10 protein-coding genes are annotated in these 16640 nt (G+C 75.7%); 2 read left to right on the top strand and 8 right to left on the bottom strand.

Annotated features, from left to right (window positions below; all coding sequences use genetic code 11):
• Positions 1-17 precede the first annotated feature (17 nt).
• Together ACFY0K_RS35700 and ACFY0K_RS35695 are read left to right on the top strand one after the other, a co-directional pair.
• Positions 18-524 carry a GNAT family N-acetyltransferase gene (locus ACFY0K_RS35700; RefSeq protein WP_390643370.1) on the top strand — a complete coding sequence of 169 codons (507 nt, stop codon included), beginning with the start codon at positions 18-20 and terminating at the stop codon, positions 522-524.
• On the top strand, positions 524-1705 hold the full coding sequence (locus ACFY0K_RS35695; RefSeq protein ID WP_390643312.1) for an MFS transporter: 1182 nt from the start codon (positions 524-526) through the stop codon (positions 1703-1705). The genes ACFY0K_RS35700 and ACFY0K_RS35695 overlap by 1 nt, the downstream gene beginning before the upstream one ends.
• Positions 1706-1729: 24 nt before the next feature.
• On the opposite strand, the gene ACFY0K_RS35690 is transcribed toward ACFY0K_RS35695, so the two are convergent.
• The 8 genes from ACFY0K_RS35690 to ACFY0K_RS35655 all read right to left on the bottom strand — a co-directional run bounded on the left by ACFY0K_RS35690 (position 1730) and on the right by ACFY0K_RS35655 (position 16558).
• Positions 1730-2470, bottom strand: coding sequence for a class I SAM-dependent DNA methyltransferase (locus tag ACFY0K_RS35690; protein WP_390643311.1), 741 nt, complete (start codon positions 2468-2470; stop codon positions 1730-1732).
• Complete coding sequence (locus ACFY0K_RS35685) at positions 2457-3335, bottom strand: LuxR C-terminal-related transcriptional regulator (protein WP_390643310.1); 879 nt, start codon at positions 3333-3335, stop codon at positions 2457-2459. Before ACFY0K_RS35685 ends, ACFY0K_RS35690 begins: the two co-directional genes overlap by 14 nt.
• Before the next feature lie 164 nt (positions 3336-3499).
• Positions 3500-5305, bottom strand: a complete 1806-nt coding sequence (locus ACFY0K_RS35680) for a hypothetical protein (RefSeq protein ID WP_390643309.1) — start codon at positions 5303-5305, stop codon at positions 3500-3502.
• A complete protein-coding gene (locus tag ACFY0K_RS35675; RefSeq protein WP_390643308.1) occupies positions 5302-8757 on the bottom strand; it encodes a DUF5682 family protein in 3456 nt (1151 codons plus the stop codon). The genes ACFY0K_RS35680 and ACFY0K_RS35675 overlap by 4 nt, the downstream gene beginning before the upstream one ends.
• A gap of 4 nt (positions 8758-8761) precedes the next feature.
• Positions 8762-9925, bottom strand: coding sequence for an AAA family ATPase (locus ACFY0K_RS35670; protein ID WP_390643307.1), 1164 nt, complete (start codon positions 9923-9925; stop codon positions 8762-8764).
• A 64-nt stretch (positions 9926-9989) separates the two neighbouring features.
• Positions 9990-14930: a hypothetical protein gene (locus ACFY0K_RS35665; protein WP_390643306.1), complete on the bottom strand. Its 4941-nt coding sequence runs from the start codon at positions 14928-14930 to the stop codon at positions 9990-9992.
• Entirely contained in the window at positions 14927-15781 is an 855-nt protein-coding gene (locus ACFY0K_RS35660; RefSeq protein WP_390643305.1) for a DUF4132 domain-containing protein, read from the bottom strand. Before ACFY0K_RS35660 ends, ACFY0K_RS35665 begins: the two co-directional genes overlap by 4 nt.
• Before the next feature lie 384 nt (positions 15782-16165).
• Positions 16166-16558, bottom strand: coding sequence for a DUF5997 family protein (locus tag ACFY0K_RS35655; RefSeq protein ID WP_351956110.1), 393 nt, complete (start codon positions 16556-16558; stop codon positions 16166-16168).
• Positions 16559-16640 lie beyond the last annotated feature (82 nt).

Below are 16640 nucleotides of genomic sequence, written 5' to 3'. Positions count from 1 at the left end.
GGGACGCCATCACCGCGATGGAGGCCCGGGCCTACGCGGAACTCGGCCTCTCTGAGGGGCGGGCCGCCCTGCGGTCCAGGGCGGACGCCTCGCCGGAGACCTGTTTCGTCCTCGACGTCGGCTCCGAGCCGGCCGGATACGTGCTGGCACTGCCCTATCCCGTGTTCCGGTACCCGGACCTCGAACACGCGGAGGAGCCCGCTGCCGGCCCCGCGCCCCGGCCACGCAACCTGCATCTGCACGACATGGTCGTGGCGGAGCGGCAGCGCGGCAGGGGACTGGGCCCGCGCCTCCTGACCCACCTCACCCGGACCGCCGGTGCCCGCGGGTTCGAACGGATCTCGCTCGTCGCCGTCGGCCGCAGCGAGCCCTTCTGGTCGACCCGCGGGTTCACCGCGTACCCGGGGATCGCCCCCGGCGGATACGGCACGAACGCCGTCTACATGTCCCGCCCGAACGCCCCGGGCGCGCACGTCCGGGACGTCCATGTCCCGGGCGACGGCCGAGCCGACGAAGCGAGTTGATGCGTGTGTTCCCTGTCCGTGATCCCTTCCGGCGCAGCCAGGTGGCGATCGCCGCGCTGTTCTGCGCCCTCGGCTTCCAGTACGCCACCTGGGCCTCCAGGATCCCCGCCATCAAGGCGGACCTCGGGCTGACCGCGGCCGAGGTGGGGGTGCTGCTGATGGCGGCCGGTATCGGCGCCGTCGCGTCGTTCCCGCTGGTTCCGGTGCTCATGAAACGGCTGGGCTCGGCACGGCTGGCACTGCTGTCCGCCCTCTGCCTGACCCTGCTGCTCCTGGCCCTCGCCCTCGCCCCGGACTATCCGGTCGCCCTGCTGGTCATGGTCGCCGACGGCGTGTTCGTCGGATGCCTGAACGTGGCCATGAACGCACAGGGAACGGCCCTGGAGACCCGGTACACCCGCAACACCATGGCCCGACTCCACGCGACGTTCAGCGCCGGCTCGCTGCTCGCCGCGCTGCTCGCCTCCGGCATGAACGCGGCCACCTCATCCGTCGCCGCGCACTTCGGCGTGGCCGCGGTGGTCCTCGTCCTCCTGGCGGCTCTGGCGCGTCCCGGTCTGCTCCAGGACGAGGCTCCGGCGGCGGAGAAGGACACGGAGGGTGACAAGGAGCGCAGGAGCCGTACCGGATGGAGCCTGCCGTCCCGGGTCACGCTCTGGATGTGCTGCGCCATGGCGTTCGGCACGGTGACCGAGGGCGCCATGAACGACTGGTCCGCCCTCTACCTGCGAGAAGTCGCCAAGGCGACCGCCGAGTTGGCGCCGATGGGCATCGCCGTGTTCTCCGGCATGATGGTCCTGGCCCGCCTCTTCGCGGACGGCTGGCGCAGTCGCTGGGGCGACGGCAGGGTCGTGCTGTCCGGCAGCGCCCTGGCCGCCGCCGGGCTGGCCTTCGCCCTGCTGACCGGGGGAGTGGCGGCGGCGCTCATCGGGTTCGCCTGCGTCGGACTGGGCTGCGCCGCAGTGACCCCGTGCGTCTACGTCGCCGCGGCCAGACAGGGCTCGGAGGCGCTGGCCCTGGTCGCGGCCATGGGTACGACGGGCCTGCTGGCCGGGCCGCCGCTCATCGGCTTCGTCGCGGGTTCGAGCAGCCTGGTGTGGGGCCTGGGAGTCGTCGCCGCGGCGGCTGTCGTGGTCTCCCTGTGCAGTACGCGCATCCAGTGGACACCGGTGAGCGGCTGAGCGCGCGGAGGGGGGCCGGGCCGGTCACTCCGGTTTGCGCCACACCGAGATGTGCTTCGCGGCGTCCTGGGTGAACGGCGAGCCGTCCCAGCCGGCCACCCGGCGCTCCAGCGCGAGGCCCGCGATCCGGGCCATCAGGTCCAGCTCCGCGGGCCACGCGTACCGGTGCCGGGAGGCGTCCCGGCGGTAGCGGCCGTCCTCGCCGTCACGGGTGAGGTGGTGCGAGACGAGGATCTGCTCGACCAGGTCGAAGGTGTCGAAGCCCAGGTGTCCCGCGGAGACGTCGAACGGCACCGCGACCTGGCCGGGCGGCAGCATCCGCAGCGGCGGCACCCCCAGTTCGATCACGAACCGGCCCCCGGGCCGCAGGTGCCGGGCCGCGTTGCGGAAGCACTCGACCTGCTCGTCCTGGGTGAGCAGGTTCGAGATCGTGTTGTAGACGAGATAGACCAGGGCGAACTCACCGGGGACGGTGGTCGTGGCCATGTCCCCGACCACGACCGGCAGGGTCTCCTCGTCGGCCTTCCGCCGCAGGACCGCCACCATGTGCTCGGACAACTCGATGCCCGCCACCGGCACCCCGCGCTCCCGCAGCGGGACGGCGACCCGCCCGGTGCCGACGGCGAACTCCAGCGCCCGGCCGTCACCCGCGAGTTCGGCGAGGAAGTCGACGGTCGGCCCGAGCACCGCGACCGAGGACATCTCGGTCTCCTCGCCGTCGTAGCGGTCGGCCTCGGCCCTGCCCCACAGCTCACTGGTCGTCACGGGCGGCCACTGTGCCGGGCGGACGACGGCGCTGTCCACCGGATTTCCCGGCCGCCGGCCGCCTTCCGGAGCGGGCCGGACCGGGCGCCGGAACCAGCCCCAGCCGCTGGGCGTGCAGGACGGTGCCGAGGCGGTCGCGGGTGCCGAGCTTGCGGTAGATGTTCTCGACGTGCTTGTGCACCGTGCGCGCCGAGATGCCGAGCCGGCGGCCGATCGCGTCGGCGGTCAGGGCGTCGGTGAGCAGGAGGAGGACGGTGAGCTCCCGGGGCGTCAGCGCGCACTCCGCCGCGCTCTCCTCCGCCGCACCGGCCGGCGCCGACGACCGGCGCCACTGCTCCAGGAGCCGGCGCTGCTGCTCGACGGCGGCCAGCACCGGCTGTGCGCGCTCGGCGATCCGCAGGTGGTCGTCGGTGAAGTCCGCACCGGAGCGGTAGACCAGGCAGCCGGTGATCGGTGCGACGGTACCGGGCAGCGGGAGCGCCAGGACCTGGTTCAGGTCCAGGCCGTCGCCCAGCACCCGCGCGGTCTCGCTCACCGGCCAGGCCCGCCCCGCCAGCCGACGGGCCGTCACCGGCACACGGCCGGGGCCGGCCGCGTAGTGGCGGGCGAAGGGGTAGCCGGAGCGCAGCACCCCCAGTGCCTCGTCGCCGAGCCGGTCCAGCGCGCCGGCGGCGGCGGGCGGCAGGCCGAGCGTGCCCTCACCCTCGCTCCAGTCGTCCAGCTTGTAGATCAGGGTCTCCCCGCCGCACAGGCCGGTCACGGCGTCGGCCAGCAGCGGCCAGAGCCGCTCGGGCTCGCGTTCGTTGAGCGCGGCGACGGCCAGTCCGGTGAGGCGTTCATAGGCCCTGTCCAGCCCGTGTACCACGTCGTCCTCTCCGCTCGTGCCCCTACGCAGTTCTACGCATACCCAGGCAGCGGCCGGGTGTCGCATGCTTCAACCGGGCACCGGCGCCGGATGGGACGACTCCGGTCACGCGGGCCGCCGGCACGGGGGAGCGGCGGCCCGCTTCCGGTCGTCGCCGAGCCCGGTCAGCCGCCCCAGGCGGCCGCACAGAGCACCCGGTCGACCTCGTCCGTGTAACGCGCCGCGGTCAGCCAGGCCCGCGCGAAGCGGCCGGTGTCCGCCGGAAGGAGACGGCCGAAGGCGTCGCGCGAGCGTTCCGCGGCCGCGGCGAGCAACCCGTCGAGGATATCGCCGGCCGTGCCCAGACCGTGCCGGTGCAACCGGTTGACGTCGGCCGCGGAGTCACCCGGGAAGGCCAGTACGCGCCGCCCGCCCGAAGCCGCCTGCTCGATCCGGCGGCGCAGCAGGTGCAGGGGCGCCTCGTCGGGCGTGCGCACCACGTGAACCGGCGCGGCCGGCGCGAGTGGTGCGGCGGGCGGCGGCGCCGGAGCCGGCAGGTCCGCGTGCTGGAGCCGGTCCAGCCCCACGTCGACACGGCTCCCGGCACGCACGGGGTGCTCCGTCGCGAGGAGTTGGGCACGGGCGTGCGGTGCCGCGACGAGGCGTGCGACCACCCGCAGCCGGCTGCCCCGCACGGCGGCCAGCAGCCGCAGGTTGTCGCGGTGCGGGAGCGCCGGATGGTCGTGCGCCGCCGTCAGCCGCAGCGGCACCCCGCCGCAGTCGGCCAGCAGACAGTCGCCCGCCGCCTCGCGCACCGCGCCGACCGCCGTCACCTCCAGGAAGAGCAGCTCGTGGCCGCCGTCCAAAGCGCGCCCGACCTGCTCGGCCACCGGCACCGCCCACAACCGGTCCAGCGGCTCGGCCCGCCACCCGACCCCGGACGCGCGCACTGCCCTGACCCCCGCGCCGGCGCCGAGCCGGCCGGTCGGCGACACCGTCGCCCCCGACACCGCGAGCCCCGCCCGCGCCAGCTCGCGATGGGTGAGCGCCGTGTCCCCGATGCGTACGGCCCGGTCGGCGGCGCCCACCGCCCGGCCCGTGCCGCCCGGCGCCACGTCCGAGACCGTGTACAGCCGCCCCTCGGCGTCGGCGGTCCAGGTGACGGCACCCGCATAGCCGCTCGCGGTGAGCACCGGCTCCGAGAACAGGCCGTAGAGCCGCAGCGAACCGTCCGGCGTGTACGGCTGCCGTACCGTGCCGCGCAGCGCGGTGAGCTCGGCACCGGTGGCATGCGGCACTCGGTGGGCCACGAACAGGGCCTCCGACACGGCGCCGACGAGTTCGGCGAGCCGGAACGCCGGGTCGGCCGCGCGGGCCGCGCGCACTCCGGTGACCACGGAGACCGCGGCCGCGGCCGCCCGGGGCAGACCCGCCAGGCGCGCGGTGTGCGCCGTCCGCAGCAACTCGGCCTGGAGCACGGCACCGGAGCCGTCCGTACCGGCGTCGAGCACGGCGGCCACGGCCTCGAAGACGGCGTGGGCCGCGGCGAGCTGCGGGGCCGTCGCCGACTCGTCGGGGACGGGGATCTCCCGGACACCCGGGAGGGGCGCCGGCTGCGCGGTGGCCTCGACGGCCCCCACGCCCGCGGTCCCGTCCGCGTCTTCGGCGCTCGCCGTGTCCGCGGAGGCGTCCGCCACCGGCGCCGCCGAGGCCGCCGCCGCGCGGTGCAGGCAGTCCGGGGCCAGCAGACAGCCGCAGCGGATGGCCGCCGCGTCGGCCACGACGCCCCCGGGGGCGTGCAGTTCGAGCTCGGAGCCCTCGTCGTCGACGGTGATCCGCACGGTGTCGCCGTCACGCACGACCGGTCGGCCCGCCAGCTTCGTGATGCCCGCGTCCAGCCGCTTGCGCAACCGCGGCGAGAGGGCCGCGACCAGCTCGGCCGTCACGGCCGGGGCGACGGCGGGCAGCTCCCGTTCCGTACTCGTGCTCATGCGATCTTCTCCCCTACCCAGCGGGCGAGTTCGAGCGGGCTCAGGGCGGCGACCGGCATCCCGGCGCCGACCAGCTGCCCCGCGATACCGGTGGAGTAGCGGGGTCGCCCCGAGTCGTCGAGGCTCGCGCAGCCGAGGACCTGGCAGCCCGCCCCGACCAGCGCCCTGACCTCGGCGAGCAGTCCGCCGACCGGATGGCCCTCCTCGAAGTCGCTCACCACGACCACGAGGGTGCGGGACGGCACGGTGACCAGCTCGCGCGCGTGCCGCAGCCCGGCCGCGACATGGGTGCCGCCGCCGACGCTCACCTCGAGGAGCAGCGACAACGGGTCGTCGACGTGCCCGGTGAGGTCGACGACCTCGGTGGAGAACGCGAGGAAGTGCGTGGACAGGGTCGGCACCCCGGCCAGCACCGAGGCGGTCAGCGCGGCCCAGATCGTCGACGCCTCCATGGACCCTGACACGTCAGTGACCAGGATCAGCCGCCAGTCGGCGGCGCGCCGGGCCCGGGCCCGGAAGACCGGGCGCTCCGGGATCACGCGGACCGTGCCGTCGGCCGCCCGGCGGGCGGTGGCCAGGTTGGCCCGCAGCGTGCGCGGCAGGTCCAGGCCGCCGCCAGGGCGCCGGCTCGGCCGGGGCAGGACGCTTCCGTGCAGCGCGGGGCGCAGCCGGGTCGCCAGCTCCCGGGTCAGCGCGTCCACCAGACGCCGGAGCAGCGGGCGCAGCGCGGCGAGCCTTGCCTCGGGCAGCCCGCCCGCGTGCCGCAGCACCGACCGCAGCAGGTCCACGGAGGGCCGTACGCCGGCCGGGTCCAGCTCGGCCAGCACGTCCTGCCGTCCCGTCGCGGCGGCCGCCGCGAGCACCTCCTCCCGGATGCCCGGACCGAACAGCGCCGCCAGCTCCTGCGACCACTCCCGCACCCCGGGGTACGACGCCTCGCGCCCGCCGCCCCTGCCGTCGAAGTCGCGTCGGCTGCCCTCGCCGTGTCCGCGGCCGTACAGCTCGTCGAGCGCGGTGGCCAGGGCGCGTGCCGACGTCGGGAGCCGGTCGGCGCGACGGCCGAGCAGCAGACGCCAGCGGTCGGCGGGGGCCAGCCGGTGCTCCGCCAGGACCGCCGCGGGCCGGGCCGGTTCGGTCTCCCGAACCGTGTGCGGTGGCGGCAGCAGGCCGAGCACGCGCAGGGATTCACGAGCGGCGAGGTCCGCGCGGGTCCAGGCGGCCAGCGCGTCCGGGTCGACGGTTCCGGTGTCGGCCACCCGGTCGACGGCGAGGCGCTCCTCGACCGCGGACAGCAGACGCTCGCGATCGGCCGGGCTCAGCGTGTCGAAACCGCCGCGCAGGGCCGGCAGCCGGTCCAGGAAGTCCTGGTCGGACAGCTCAGACACCCGCTCGACCAGGGGTTCCAGCGCCGGTACGGCCGCGGCCAGCAACCGTCCGGCCGCCGTCAGCAACCCCGTCAGCCGAGCGGTGAGCGCGGACCGAGACTCGGCGTCGACCGCCCCGTCCACCCAGGAGGCGACCCGGTCGCCGAACGCCGCCGGCTCCTCCTGGCCCAGCAGCACGCGGACGGCTCCCGCGGCGCCCCGCATCAAGGGGGAGCCGTCGGCGGCCAGCCGGGCCAGGGCGCCGGCGAGCCGGATGCCCCCCGACAGGTCGGCGCGGTGCGCGAGTTCGAGCAGGGCGCGGGCGTCGGCCGGGTCCTCGGAACCGGTCAGGCCGTCGACCTGGCGCACCGCGGCCGCCGTCAGCAGCTCCGCCACGGCGACGGACCCGGCCGTACGGTCCTCGTCCGGGTCCGGACCGGCGATGTGCCCGCGCCGCAGCCGGTCCAACAGGGCAAGCCCCGCCAGGAGTTCGGGCAGCGTACCGGCGTCCGGGAGGATCTCGGCGGTGTCGCCGAGCCGCTCCTCGACGAGGCCGGGCAGGCCGCAGAGCGCCGCCTGCTCCAGGCCGTCGAGCACCTGCGCGGCGGTCGGCCCACCCGCGTCCCGCTCCTTGCGGCTCCGCTCGCGCAGCAGGCCCTCGGCCGCCTGGGCGAGGGTGACCCCGCGGACCCCGGCCGCCGTCAGCATCGCGGCGGTCGCCGGGGTCCAGCGCACCTCCCAGCGCGAGGTGAGCGCGTCGGTCCCACCGGTCCCGGTCACCGGCCTGGGCTCGGCGTACGGCACGGAGCACAACGTCAGGCGGCGCAGCAGCAGTTCGCGGCGCCGGTCGAGGTCCGAGCGGAGGGGATCGAGCCGGAGGTCCCGGGCGGCGGTCCCGGTGTCCGCCGGACCGGGCAGGCCGAGCGTCGTGAGCTCGGTCTCGACGGCGGGGGCGAGACCGCTGCGGGGCGCCTCCGGCGCGGGCCGGCCGACGCGGGTGCCGACCAGGACGTTCTCCATCGCCCTCGCCACCGCCCGGCCACGGCCGTACGGTTCGCCCTGTGCCAGCACGGTCTGCGTCGCCTCGACCAACTCGCCGCGGCCCGCGGCGGGGAGGCCGCGGAGGCGGGCGAGGTCTCCGGCGAGACGGATGATCTCGCGGGCGTCGGCGGGACCGGAGGGGTGGCCGAGGCCGCGGAGTTCGGCGCAGATGCGGACGGCAGCGCTGGTCAGCGCCTCGGTCAGGGCGGTCGGGTCACCCGCCGCCGCCAGGACCATGTGCTGCCACTCGGGGTCCCGGATTCCGGCCGGGTAGCCGGAGCGCTCGTCCAGGAGGGCGTAGGTGTAGGGGATGAGGGAGGTGGTCCATTCGAGTGCGGGCCGGTGGGGGCTGGTCGCGCAGTTCCCCGCGCCCCTTGGGTCGGCTGTCAGGGCCGGTGTGTGAAAGGCACCCACCACCATGGCTGCCCGCGCACCGTTCTTCGTGGCCTCGGCCAGCCGGGAGCGCATCCACTCCTCGCGCCGCAGATCCACCTCCGACACGGCCGACTCCTCGCGCAGCGCCCAGCCCGTCAGCAGTGCGGCCCGCCGTAGTGCCTCCGGCGGCGAACCGGGCGCGACCGCTTCGACCAGGCGGTCCCAGAGGTCGTCGCCCGGGCGGCCGGTGAGCCGGGAACGCAGGGCGCCGGACAGCCGACCCGGCCCCTGCGAAACACGCTCTCCTTCCCGCCGGCCCCGGTCCGCCAGCGGCAGATCACAGGCGACCACCGGCACCCCGCTCCGCCCGGCCCACCGCACCGCCGCCAGTTCCGGGGAGAAGTCGGCGAACGGATAGAACGCCGGGCCGCCGCTGCCGTCCGCCGGTGCCGCGGCGAGGGCGACCGGGGCCCGGGTCTCCTCGTGGGCCAGCCACGGCAGCCACTCCTGCAGCTCCGCGGGCAGCTCGACGAGGAGCACGTCCGGTCGCGCCGCGTCCAGCAGGGCGGGTACGGCGGCGGCCAGCGAGGGCGCGTGGTGGCGTACGCCGATCAGGTAGGGCCCCGCCGGGTCGGTGAGCGCGGCCAGGGCCGCCTCGGGGGAGTCGGGCACGACGTCATGCCTCCAGGACCGTGCGCAGGTCCCACAGCGTGCGCCAGGTCGCCGAGCCCTGCTCCGCGCGCCGCCGCACCGGGCCGTCCCAGTAGCCGCGCAGCCGGGCCGCGTCGGCGGGGTCGTCCTTGCGCACGACGCCGAGCAGATGGCCCGGGAGCAGGCCGAGGACGTCGCGGTCGCCGGGGAAGTAGGCCGCCGCCAGGGCCAGTGCGCCCGCCACCGACACCGCCTCCGCGGTGCTCATCACCGTGGACGGGCGCTCCACCTCCCAGCCCTCGGCCGACCGTCCCTCGCGCAGGTCACGGAACGCGGTGACCAGGGCCTCCAGGACCGCGTCGTCGACCTGGAAGGGCGCCCCGGCCCGCTCCACCGAAGCCCGGGCCTGGCCGCGTACCAGCGCGGTCTCGGCGTCGAGGTCCGCGATCGGGCCCACGGTCTCGAAGTTGAAGCGCCGCTTGAGCGCCGCGGACATCTCGGAGACGCCCTTGTCCCGCAGGTTGGCCGTGGCGATGAGGGTGAACCCGGGGGCGGCGTGCGCCAGCGCGTCGTCCGTGCCCGCCAGTTCGGGCACCGCGATGCGCCGCTCGGACAGCAGCGAGACCAGGGAGTCCTGCACCTCGGGGAGGCAGCGGGTGACCTCCTCCACGCGGGCGACGGCACCCCGGGTCATCGCGGTGAGGACCGGCGAGGGCACGAGCGCCTGCCGGCTCGGGCCCTGGGCGAGCAGCAGGGCGTAGTTCCAGCCGTACTTGAGCTGGTCCTCCGTCGTGCCCGCGGTGCCCTGCACGACCAGGCCGCTGGTGCCGCACACCGCGGCCGACAGCAGCTCCGACAGCATCGACTTGGCGGTGCCGGGCTCGCCGACCAGCAGCAGCCCCCGCTCACCGGCGAGGGTCACCACACAGCGCTCGACGAGGGCCCGGTCGCCGACGAACTTGCCCTCCACGGCCAGTCGGCGCGGCACGCCGTCCGGTGCCTCGGCGTCGTCGGGCAGCCGCAGCGCCAGGCCGCCGCTGCCCATGACGAAGGTGACGACGGCCCGGGGCGTCAGCCGCCAGGCGGGCGGGCGCGGACCGGCGTCGTACGCGGCGAGGAAGGCCAGCTCGGTGGCGTACCGGTCCTCGGGCGGGACGATCTGGCGCAGGGGCGCGGTGCTGACGGTCATCGGCGATGGTCCTTCGCGGCGGTGCGGGCGGTGCGGGCGGTGCGGGCGGTGGTGCGGATCGTGGTCATCGGCGGCGGCCCCCACGGGTGGCCCGCGTGGTCAGCTGCTCGTACGCGGGGGCGTCCCCGGTGCGCACGCGCTCCCAGGCGCGGGCGAACAGTTCCGGCACCGGGATCAGCGGGAGGGTCCGGTGGCCGTCGGAGACGGGGTAGAGGGCTTCCTTCCAGGTCTCCGACGGCAGGGCCGGAGCCTTGAGGTCGTGCCAGCCGCCGGGCAGGAAGAGGGTGCGGCCGGCCCGTGGGCGCTTCGCCTCGACGACGAGGTCGGTCGCCGCCAGTTCGGCGCGCGCCTTCTTGATCCGGGCGGGCTTCCAGCCGGTCCAGCGCGCGCAGTTGCGGTCGGTGGGGTCGGGCAGGGCCAGCAACTGGAGGTAGAGCGCGGCCGCATCCGCGCCGAGACCGTGCGCCGCGGCGGCCTCCGCGACCAGCGCGGGCACGGAGGCCGTGGGATCCTGGGCGTACCCTTCGGGCCCCTCGGCGGCGAGGGCACGGGAGAGGTCCTCGCCGAGGATCGTCCGGACGGCCCGCAGCCGGGACGCCCGCCCCTCGCCGAGCAGGCCCTCCAGGAGCCCGAAGACGGGGTCGTCGGCTCCGCTGAGCGCTCCCGGCCGGAGCAGCACATGCTCCGTGTCCGAGTACCAGGGGCGCAGCACCAGCGTGTCACCGGCCCTGGTCAGCCCGTGCGCGTCGCCGCCGCCGGTCTCGGGCAGGCCGAAGACCTTGCGCAGCTGCACGGAGGTCGGGGCGCCCTTCTCCGTCCACTCCAGGTCCAGGTCGAGCAGCAGCTCGGGATCGGCCAGCCGCCGACGCAGTGCGCCGAGCCCGTCCGGCAGCCCGGCCCGCAGCGCATGCCCGTACGGCAGCACGTACGCCAGCGCGGCCAGGCTCTTCATCGCTCCGGCCAGCGTGTACGACCCGGGCACCGCCGCCGGGTCGGCGGGCGTGAAGTCGCCGTCCTTGTCGGGCCGGAACACCGTGGTACGGGCGAGCCAGGGGGTGCGCGCGGGGTTGAGCACGGCTTCGGCGTGGCCGACGGCCACGCCGGCGAGATCGGTGCTGAGGTCCTCGGGCAGGCGCACCATCGTGCCGAGGCGCTCGGCCCACAGCCGGCCCGCGGCGGCCGTGTCGGGGCCGGTCGTCCACAACTCGGCGGGGTCGTCCGGCAGCAGCGCGCCGAGGAGCGCCACCTGCTCGTCCTGGTCCAGCGAGTTCAGCAGCTGGGCGCCGAGGCTCCGCTGCCGGGGCTTGAGTCCGACGGTCGCGAGTGCCTCGGCGACGGGGGCGTGCGGGTGGCCGGCAAGGAGCACGGTCGCCTGGAGCGGGCCGAGGGCGCCGTCCGTCGCGGTGACCAGTGCCTCGGGTGCCGCGGGCCACCAGGGCGCGGCGCCCTTCTCCCGGACCAGCCTGGTCAGTTCGGCCAGCCGGTCCGCCGGAATCCCGGTGGGGTACCGGGTCTCCCGGACCAGCGTGAACTGCCCGACGGCACCGAACGCCCCGGACGGGTCGTGGTCCAGCGCCAGCCACTTGACCGTTCCCAGCGGGTCGTCGACGCTCTGGCAGCCGAGCACCACCACCGTGCGGCCGTCCCGGCGCAGCACCTGACCCGCCCGCTGCTGTTTGTCGTGCGGCTCACTGAGCACGACCACGCGCAGCGTGGCCCCGAGCGCGGGGAGCGGGCCCTCGGTCAGCGCCTCGAACAACAGCAGCAGCGGTTCGCGCTGGACGTCGGTGAGGGCCGGTGAGCAGACGCGGTAGGCGAGCGGCCGCAGCGCGCCCAGGACGGGCGTCCATTCCGCACCGATGCGGGGGATGGTGTGCTCGTCGCTCCGCCAGCCGTCGCCGACGGGGGCGAGCCGCTCGGATTCCGGCAGCGGCTTGCCGTCGGCGGGTCTGCCGGACAGCACGTGGTTGACCGCGCGGATCTGGCGCAGCGCGGCCCAGCCGCCGTGCCAGGCGCTCTGCAGGGTCACGACGCCGGCCACGGCGTCGTGCAGCGTCCGATCCGTGCCGTGGTCCGGGGAGTAGTCGGCGAACATGCCCTCGGTCCGCTGCCGGGGCTGCCGCGGACGCTCCTGCGCGGGCCTGGCCAGGGACCCGGCCCTCTCGGCGATCCGCAGCGCCGCGTGGACGAGGGCGGCGACACCGGACAGCAGCCGCCGGTCGGTCAGTTCGGGCAGCGCCCGCGCCACCGCGGCCACGGCGACCGCGTCGGCGGTCGGTACCGCTGCCCTGGCCCTTTCGTCCTGGCCGGGCCGGGCCAGCGCCTCCTGCCGTTCGTCCAGGGCCGCCGCCGTCGCCTGCATCAGCTCACCGGCCGACGCGTCGGTCAGGGCGCGCAGCACGGCCGAGCCACGCTCGTCGCGGGGGCGCAGCGCGTGCCAGAACGCGACCGGCGGCACCAGCCGGGTGCCGGCCGCGTACGTCCCGCCGGACTCGCCGAAGGAGACCCGCCCGAGTTCGGTGCCGTCGGCCGCGTACAGGGCGATGCTCCGGTGCGTCTGCGCGGCGATCGGCTCGGCCCCGCCCGGCAGCCGCAGGGCGCCCAGCGGCACCCGGCCGTTGCGGGCCGCCCGCAGGGTCGCCGTCCGCCCGTCCGGCGTACCCGCGGTGGTCCGTGCCTCGGCGCCCTCGCCCTCCGAGCGCACCCACCGCCCGAGGACCGTGCCGTCGGTGCCGAACGGGCTGTGCTCCAGGCCGGGCTGCAGCGGCAGCACCTCGCAGGAGCCGTGCAGCAGCGAGGCGTCCTCGCGGACGGCCGACGCCAGCAGCGCGGGCAGCGAGGCCCGCCCGTGCTCGCCGGTCGCCGGGTCGTACTCCAGCCACAGCGACTGCCGCCCCTGCCTGCCCTGGCGCCAGTACGTGGTGCCGTCGCCCAGCACCGGGCGGCCCGGCGGCAGGACGGTGTCCCCGGCGTGCAGGGTGCGGCCGCCCGTGGCCCGGCCGCCACCGGGGAGCGGGATCGAGGCGTTGGCCGCGTCCATGCCGGACCACCAGCCGGTGATCTGCTCACCGCCGACCGCGGCCACCTCGGACGGGTGGTTCGACCAGTAGCCCTGCTGCTTGGCACCGTCCCGCCACATCACCAGCAGCTCGCCGTCGGCGTACCGGAACCGGGGCCGCTGCCAGCGATCCAGGGCGACGGGCAGCCGCAGCTCGTGCGTGAGCAGGATCCCCTCGGGGCCGACGACGACGGCCTTGTGACCGCGTGCCACGATCAGTGCGGGCCACGCCTCGGTCACCGACAGCTCGTGGTCCCGGTCCCCGCGCACCTCGGCGTCGAGCAGCTCCAGCGCCTCCTCCAGCGCGGGCCAGCCCAGTTCGTCCAGGATCCCGGCGCGCAGCGTACGGCCGAGGACCGGGACGACGTCGTACCGGGTGAGGCGGTGCACCGCCTGCGGGCTCTCCTGCACCACCGCCCGGAAGGGGCGCAACCGCTCCAGCTGCGCATCGGCGCCGGGCAGCCCGGCGCCGACGGCGAACTCCGCGGCCGCCTCCTGCAGCCACTCGCGCAGCACGTGGCCGAGCACCGGATGCGCGGCCACCTTGGGCAGCTCCGCGGGCCCCTGCCCCCGGCCGAGGCCCTCGACGGCCTCGAACAGCAGCGGGCGGTACCGGGATTCGGCGGCGACGGCCTTCAGGTCCCGCTGTCCCGGCCGCTCGTCGCGCAGCCAGACGGCCAGCGGCAGATGCACATGCGTGTCCGCGTCGGGTACGGCCAGCGCGATGCCCTCCGCGACACACAGGTCCAGCAGATCGAGGTCGGCCCCCGCCTGCCAGCGCCCGGTGAAGAGATCGACGGGCCGGCCGCCCGCCCGCAGCCGGGACGCCATCCGCTCGACCAGCGCCAGTGTCGCGGGGGAGCGCTGCGAGAACGCCGCCCCGTGCTTGCGGTGCTGGGCCCAACGGCTGAGCCAGTCCGCCGCGTCGACCTCGCCGCCGTCCTCGGTGAGCAGCAGATCCGCCCCGCACTCGGCCAGCAGCGCCAGCCAGAACTCGTCGTCCTCCACCTCACGGCCGAGACCGGCCGGCATGATCTCCAGCAGCCGTACCCGGATCCCGGGCTGCCGCTCGGCGAGGACCGGCAGCACACTCCGGTAGGCGTTCCAGAAGGAGGCGGGCGCCCGTACGGCGGCCGGGGACGCGAGCAGGTCGGCGACCAGCGCGCACTCCTCGGTGACCCGGTCGAGGCCGGCCGCCTTGATCAGCCCGCGCGCGTCCTGCGGCAGCGAGGCGTACGGCGGCATGCCGGCCGCGCACCGCTCCACCGTCAGCTGCCGGAACTGCGCCCAGGCGGTGGCCGGTTCGAGCCGGCGCGCGAGGTCCTTCACGTACTCCTTGAGCGCCTTGACGGTGAGCGCTCCGGCGAAGGCGAACTCCAGGAACACCGCCCGCTGCCGCTCCTCGTCCACGGCCAGCGCGTGCACCCGCTCGGCCTCGCGCGCCTTGCCGAAGAAGGCGGCCGCGTAGGTCGTGTTCTCGTGCTGGAGGAAGATCCGGGCGGCCTGCTCGTAGAAGGTCGGCAGGAAGTGCGGGACCGCGCGGCCCAGCCGCTCGCCGAGTGCCTCGAAGCCGTCCTTCGCGTTGCCCGGCTTGGACTTGGCCTGCCGGGCCAGCCGCTCGACGTCCTTGACCAGGGCGAGGGCGTGATGCCCGTTGGCGGGATCGTGCACCAGCGCCCAGGCCGGGAAGCCCAGGGTCTCCCGGCGCACCTGGCCGACCTCGGGCGCCTCCGGTTCCCGGGCCAGACCGAGGAACTCGAGGGCCAGGTCCTCGGCCTCACCGAGGGTGCCCGGCACCAGCCGTACCACCGTCCGCCCGTCCAGGGCGGCGTGCGTGTACGTGCGTGCGGTCAGGACGTCGGCGTCCTCCCGCGCGGTCGTGCCCGGGGGCAGGATCGCGCCGGCGTCCAGCAGCGCGGCCGTGGTGGTGTCGTCGTACGTGGTCATGCGGCCCGCTCCTCGTCCTCGATGTCCCGCCCCGCGTACAGCGCCGCCGCCATCCGCATCCCCTCCGACCACGCGACCGGGCCGACCTGCCCCAGCCTCAGCGTGCGGCCCGCCGGATCGGTCCACGCCAGCGGGCCGGTCTCGGTCTCGAAGTAGCTGTCGTAGTCGCCGATCCAGACCCGGGCCTCGACCCCGCGGCCCTCCTCCAGCACCGAGCACACCGCGTATCCGCCGCGCACGCGGTATCCCAACTGCGTGGCCCTGCCGTGCAGGAACCGCAGCTCCTTGAAGACCCCGCCCGCGTACTCCTCGACCTGCGTGCCCTCGGAGTCCGGTGCGGCCGGGCGGTGCCAGACCTCGCGGAACAGCTGCTGGGCCTTCTGCTCGACGCCGAGTTCGACGGCGAACTCCCGCAGCTCTTCGAGGTCTTCGAGGAGCACCGGGTGCGGCAGGCGGACCAGCTCGGGGGCGATGCGCACGGTGTCGCCGTCGAGGTCGACCAGGCCGAGTCCGCGTTCGGCGTCGGCGTCCCGCAGGAATCCGGCGACCTCGCCGTCGGCACCGGTGACCACCAGGTCGCGCAGCGCCGTCTGCCAGGCGGGGTCCGGCCAGACCCGCGCGAGGACGGCGAGCGGCACGGGAAGCGAGCGGGTCATCCACCGCTCCACGTCGGCCAGGCACTGCCGTTCGTGGCGCTCCAGCCACTCGGCGAGCTGCCGCAGCCCCAGCACGGCCGGATCGTCCGCCAGCTTCGCGGGCACGGACTTCAGCCGCCGCCCCGCCGCGTTGCGGCAGACCACCTTCCCGTCGTCCAGGGCCACCTCGTAGTCCCCGGCCGTCACCCACCCCATGCGTGCCTCCCCGCACCGCAGTGATCAAGTGATGGCGACTGTAGGGGAGACCACTGACAACGCCTGCCGCGGCCTGTGCCCGCATGGGGAAACCCAGCTCAGTCGGGGTGGCAGGCCCGGCGCAGGGCCGGGACAAGGCGGCGGCGCGGGCTGGTTGAGGGGGTTGGGCTGGAGGGAGCCGGAGGGCTACGACGCACGGCGGTTTGGCGGGACGGCGGTTTGGCGGGGACGGCGGCACGGTGGTATGGCGGCACGGTGGTATGGCGGTCCGGCAGTATCGGGAACCGCCGGACCGGTGAAGGGGCACGGTAGGTACGGCAACGGCCCCGGGGTGCAGGCGGAGGCGCCTGGACCGGGGCCGTGGAGAGTGCGGCGGGAGTGGCCTCAGCCCTGCCCCGACTCCTTCTCCCGCTTCAGGTTCTTCAGCCGCACGGTCTCCTTGCGGACCTCGGCCTGCGTGGCGCGCTCCTTGGCCAGCCACTCGGGCAGCTCGCGCTTGAGTTCCTCGATCTGCTCGGTGGTGAGCGGTTCCGTCACCCCGCCGCGCGCCAGCCCCGCGATGGACACGCCCAGCTTGGCCGCGACCACCGGACGCGGGTGCGGCCCGTTGGCCTGCAGCTCGCGCAGCCACTCGGGCGGATTCGCCTGGAGCTCGGTCAGCTCGGCGCGCGAGACGACGCCCTCCTGGAAGGCGGCGGGCGTGGCGGGCAGGTACACGCCCAGCTTCTTCGCCGCGGTCGCGGGCTTCATCGTCTGGGCGGTCTGGTGCGAACTCATGAGGTCAAGGGTATCGGCCGGGCGTGCAAGCCCCGACCACGGCCGGTGCCGGGCGGCCGTCCGTGGCCGGTGCCCGAGGGCC

Origin of the sequence: Streptomyces sp. NPDC001507 (genome assembly GCF_042894765.1) — a bacterium.
Taxonomy (GTDB): domain Bacteria; phylum Actinomycetota; class Actinomycetes; order Streptomycetales; family Streptomycetaceae; genus Streptomyces.
The sequence above is the reverse complement of the archived record's forward strand: the minus strand, read 5'-3'. Positions and strand labels throughout refer to the sequence as shown.

Excerpts from the sequence above, each read along its gene's own strand:
- ACFY0K_RS35660 (WP_390643305.1), bottom strand. The coding sequence starts at position 15,781 with ATGGGGTGGGTGACGGCCGGGGACTACGAGGTGGCCCTGGACGACGGG.
- ACFY0K_RS35680 (WP_390643309.1), bottom strand. The coding sequence starts at position 5,305 with ATGAGCACGAGTACGGAACGGGAGCTGCCCGCCGTCGCCCCGGCCGTG.
- ACFY0K_RS35700 (WP_390643370.1), top strand. The coding sequence starts at position 18 with ATGGAGGCCCGGGCCTACGCGGAACTCGGCCTCTCTGAGGGGCGGGCC.
- ACFY0K_RS35655 (WP_351956110.1), bottom strand. The coding sequence starts at position 16,558 with ATGAGTTCGCACCAGACCGCCCAGACGATGAAGCCCGCGACCGCGGCG.
- ACFY0K_RS35665 (WP_390643306.1), bottom strand. The coding sequence starts at position 14,930 with ATGACCACGTACGACGACACCACCACGGCCGCGCTGCTGGACGCCGGC.
- ACFY0K_RS35695 (WP_390643312.1), top strand. The coding sequence starts at position 524 with ATGCGTGTGTTCCCTGTCCGTGATCCCTTCCGGCGCAGCCAGGTGGCG.
- ACFY0K_RS35670 (WP_390643307.1), bottom strand. The coding sequence starts at position 9,925 with ATGACCGTCAGCACCGCGCCCCTGCGCCAGATCGTCCCGCCCGAGGAC.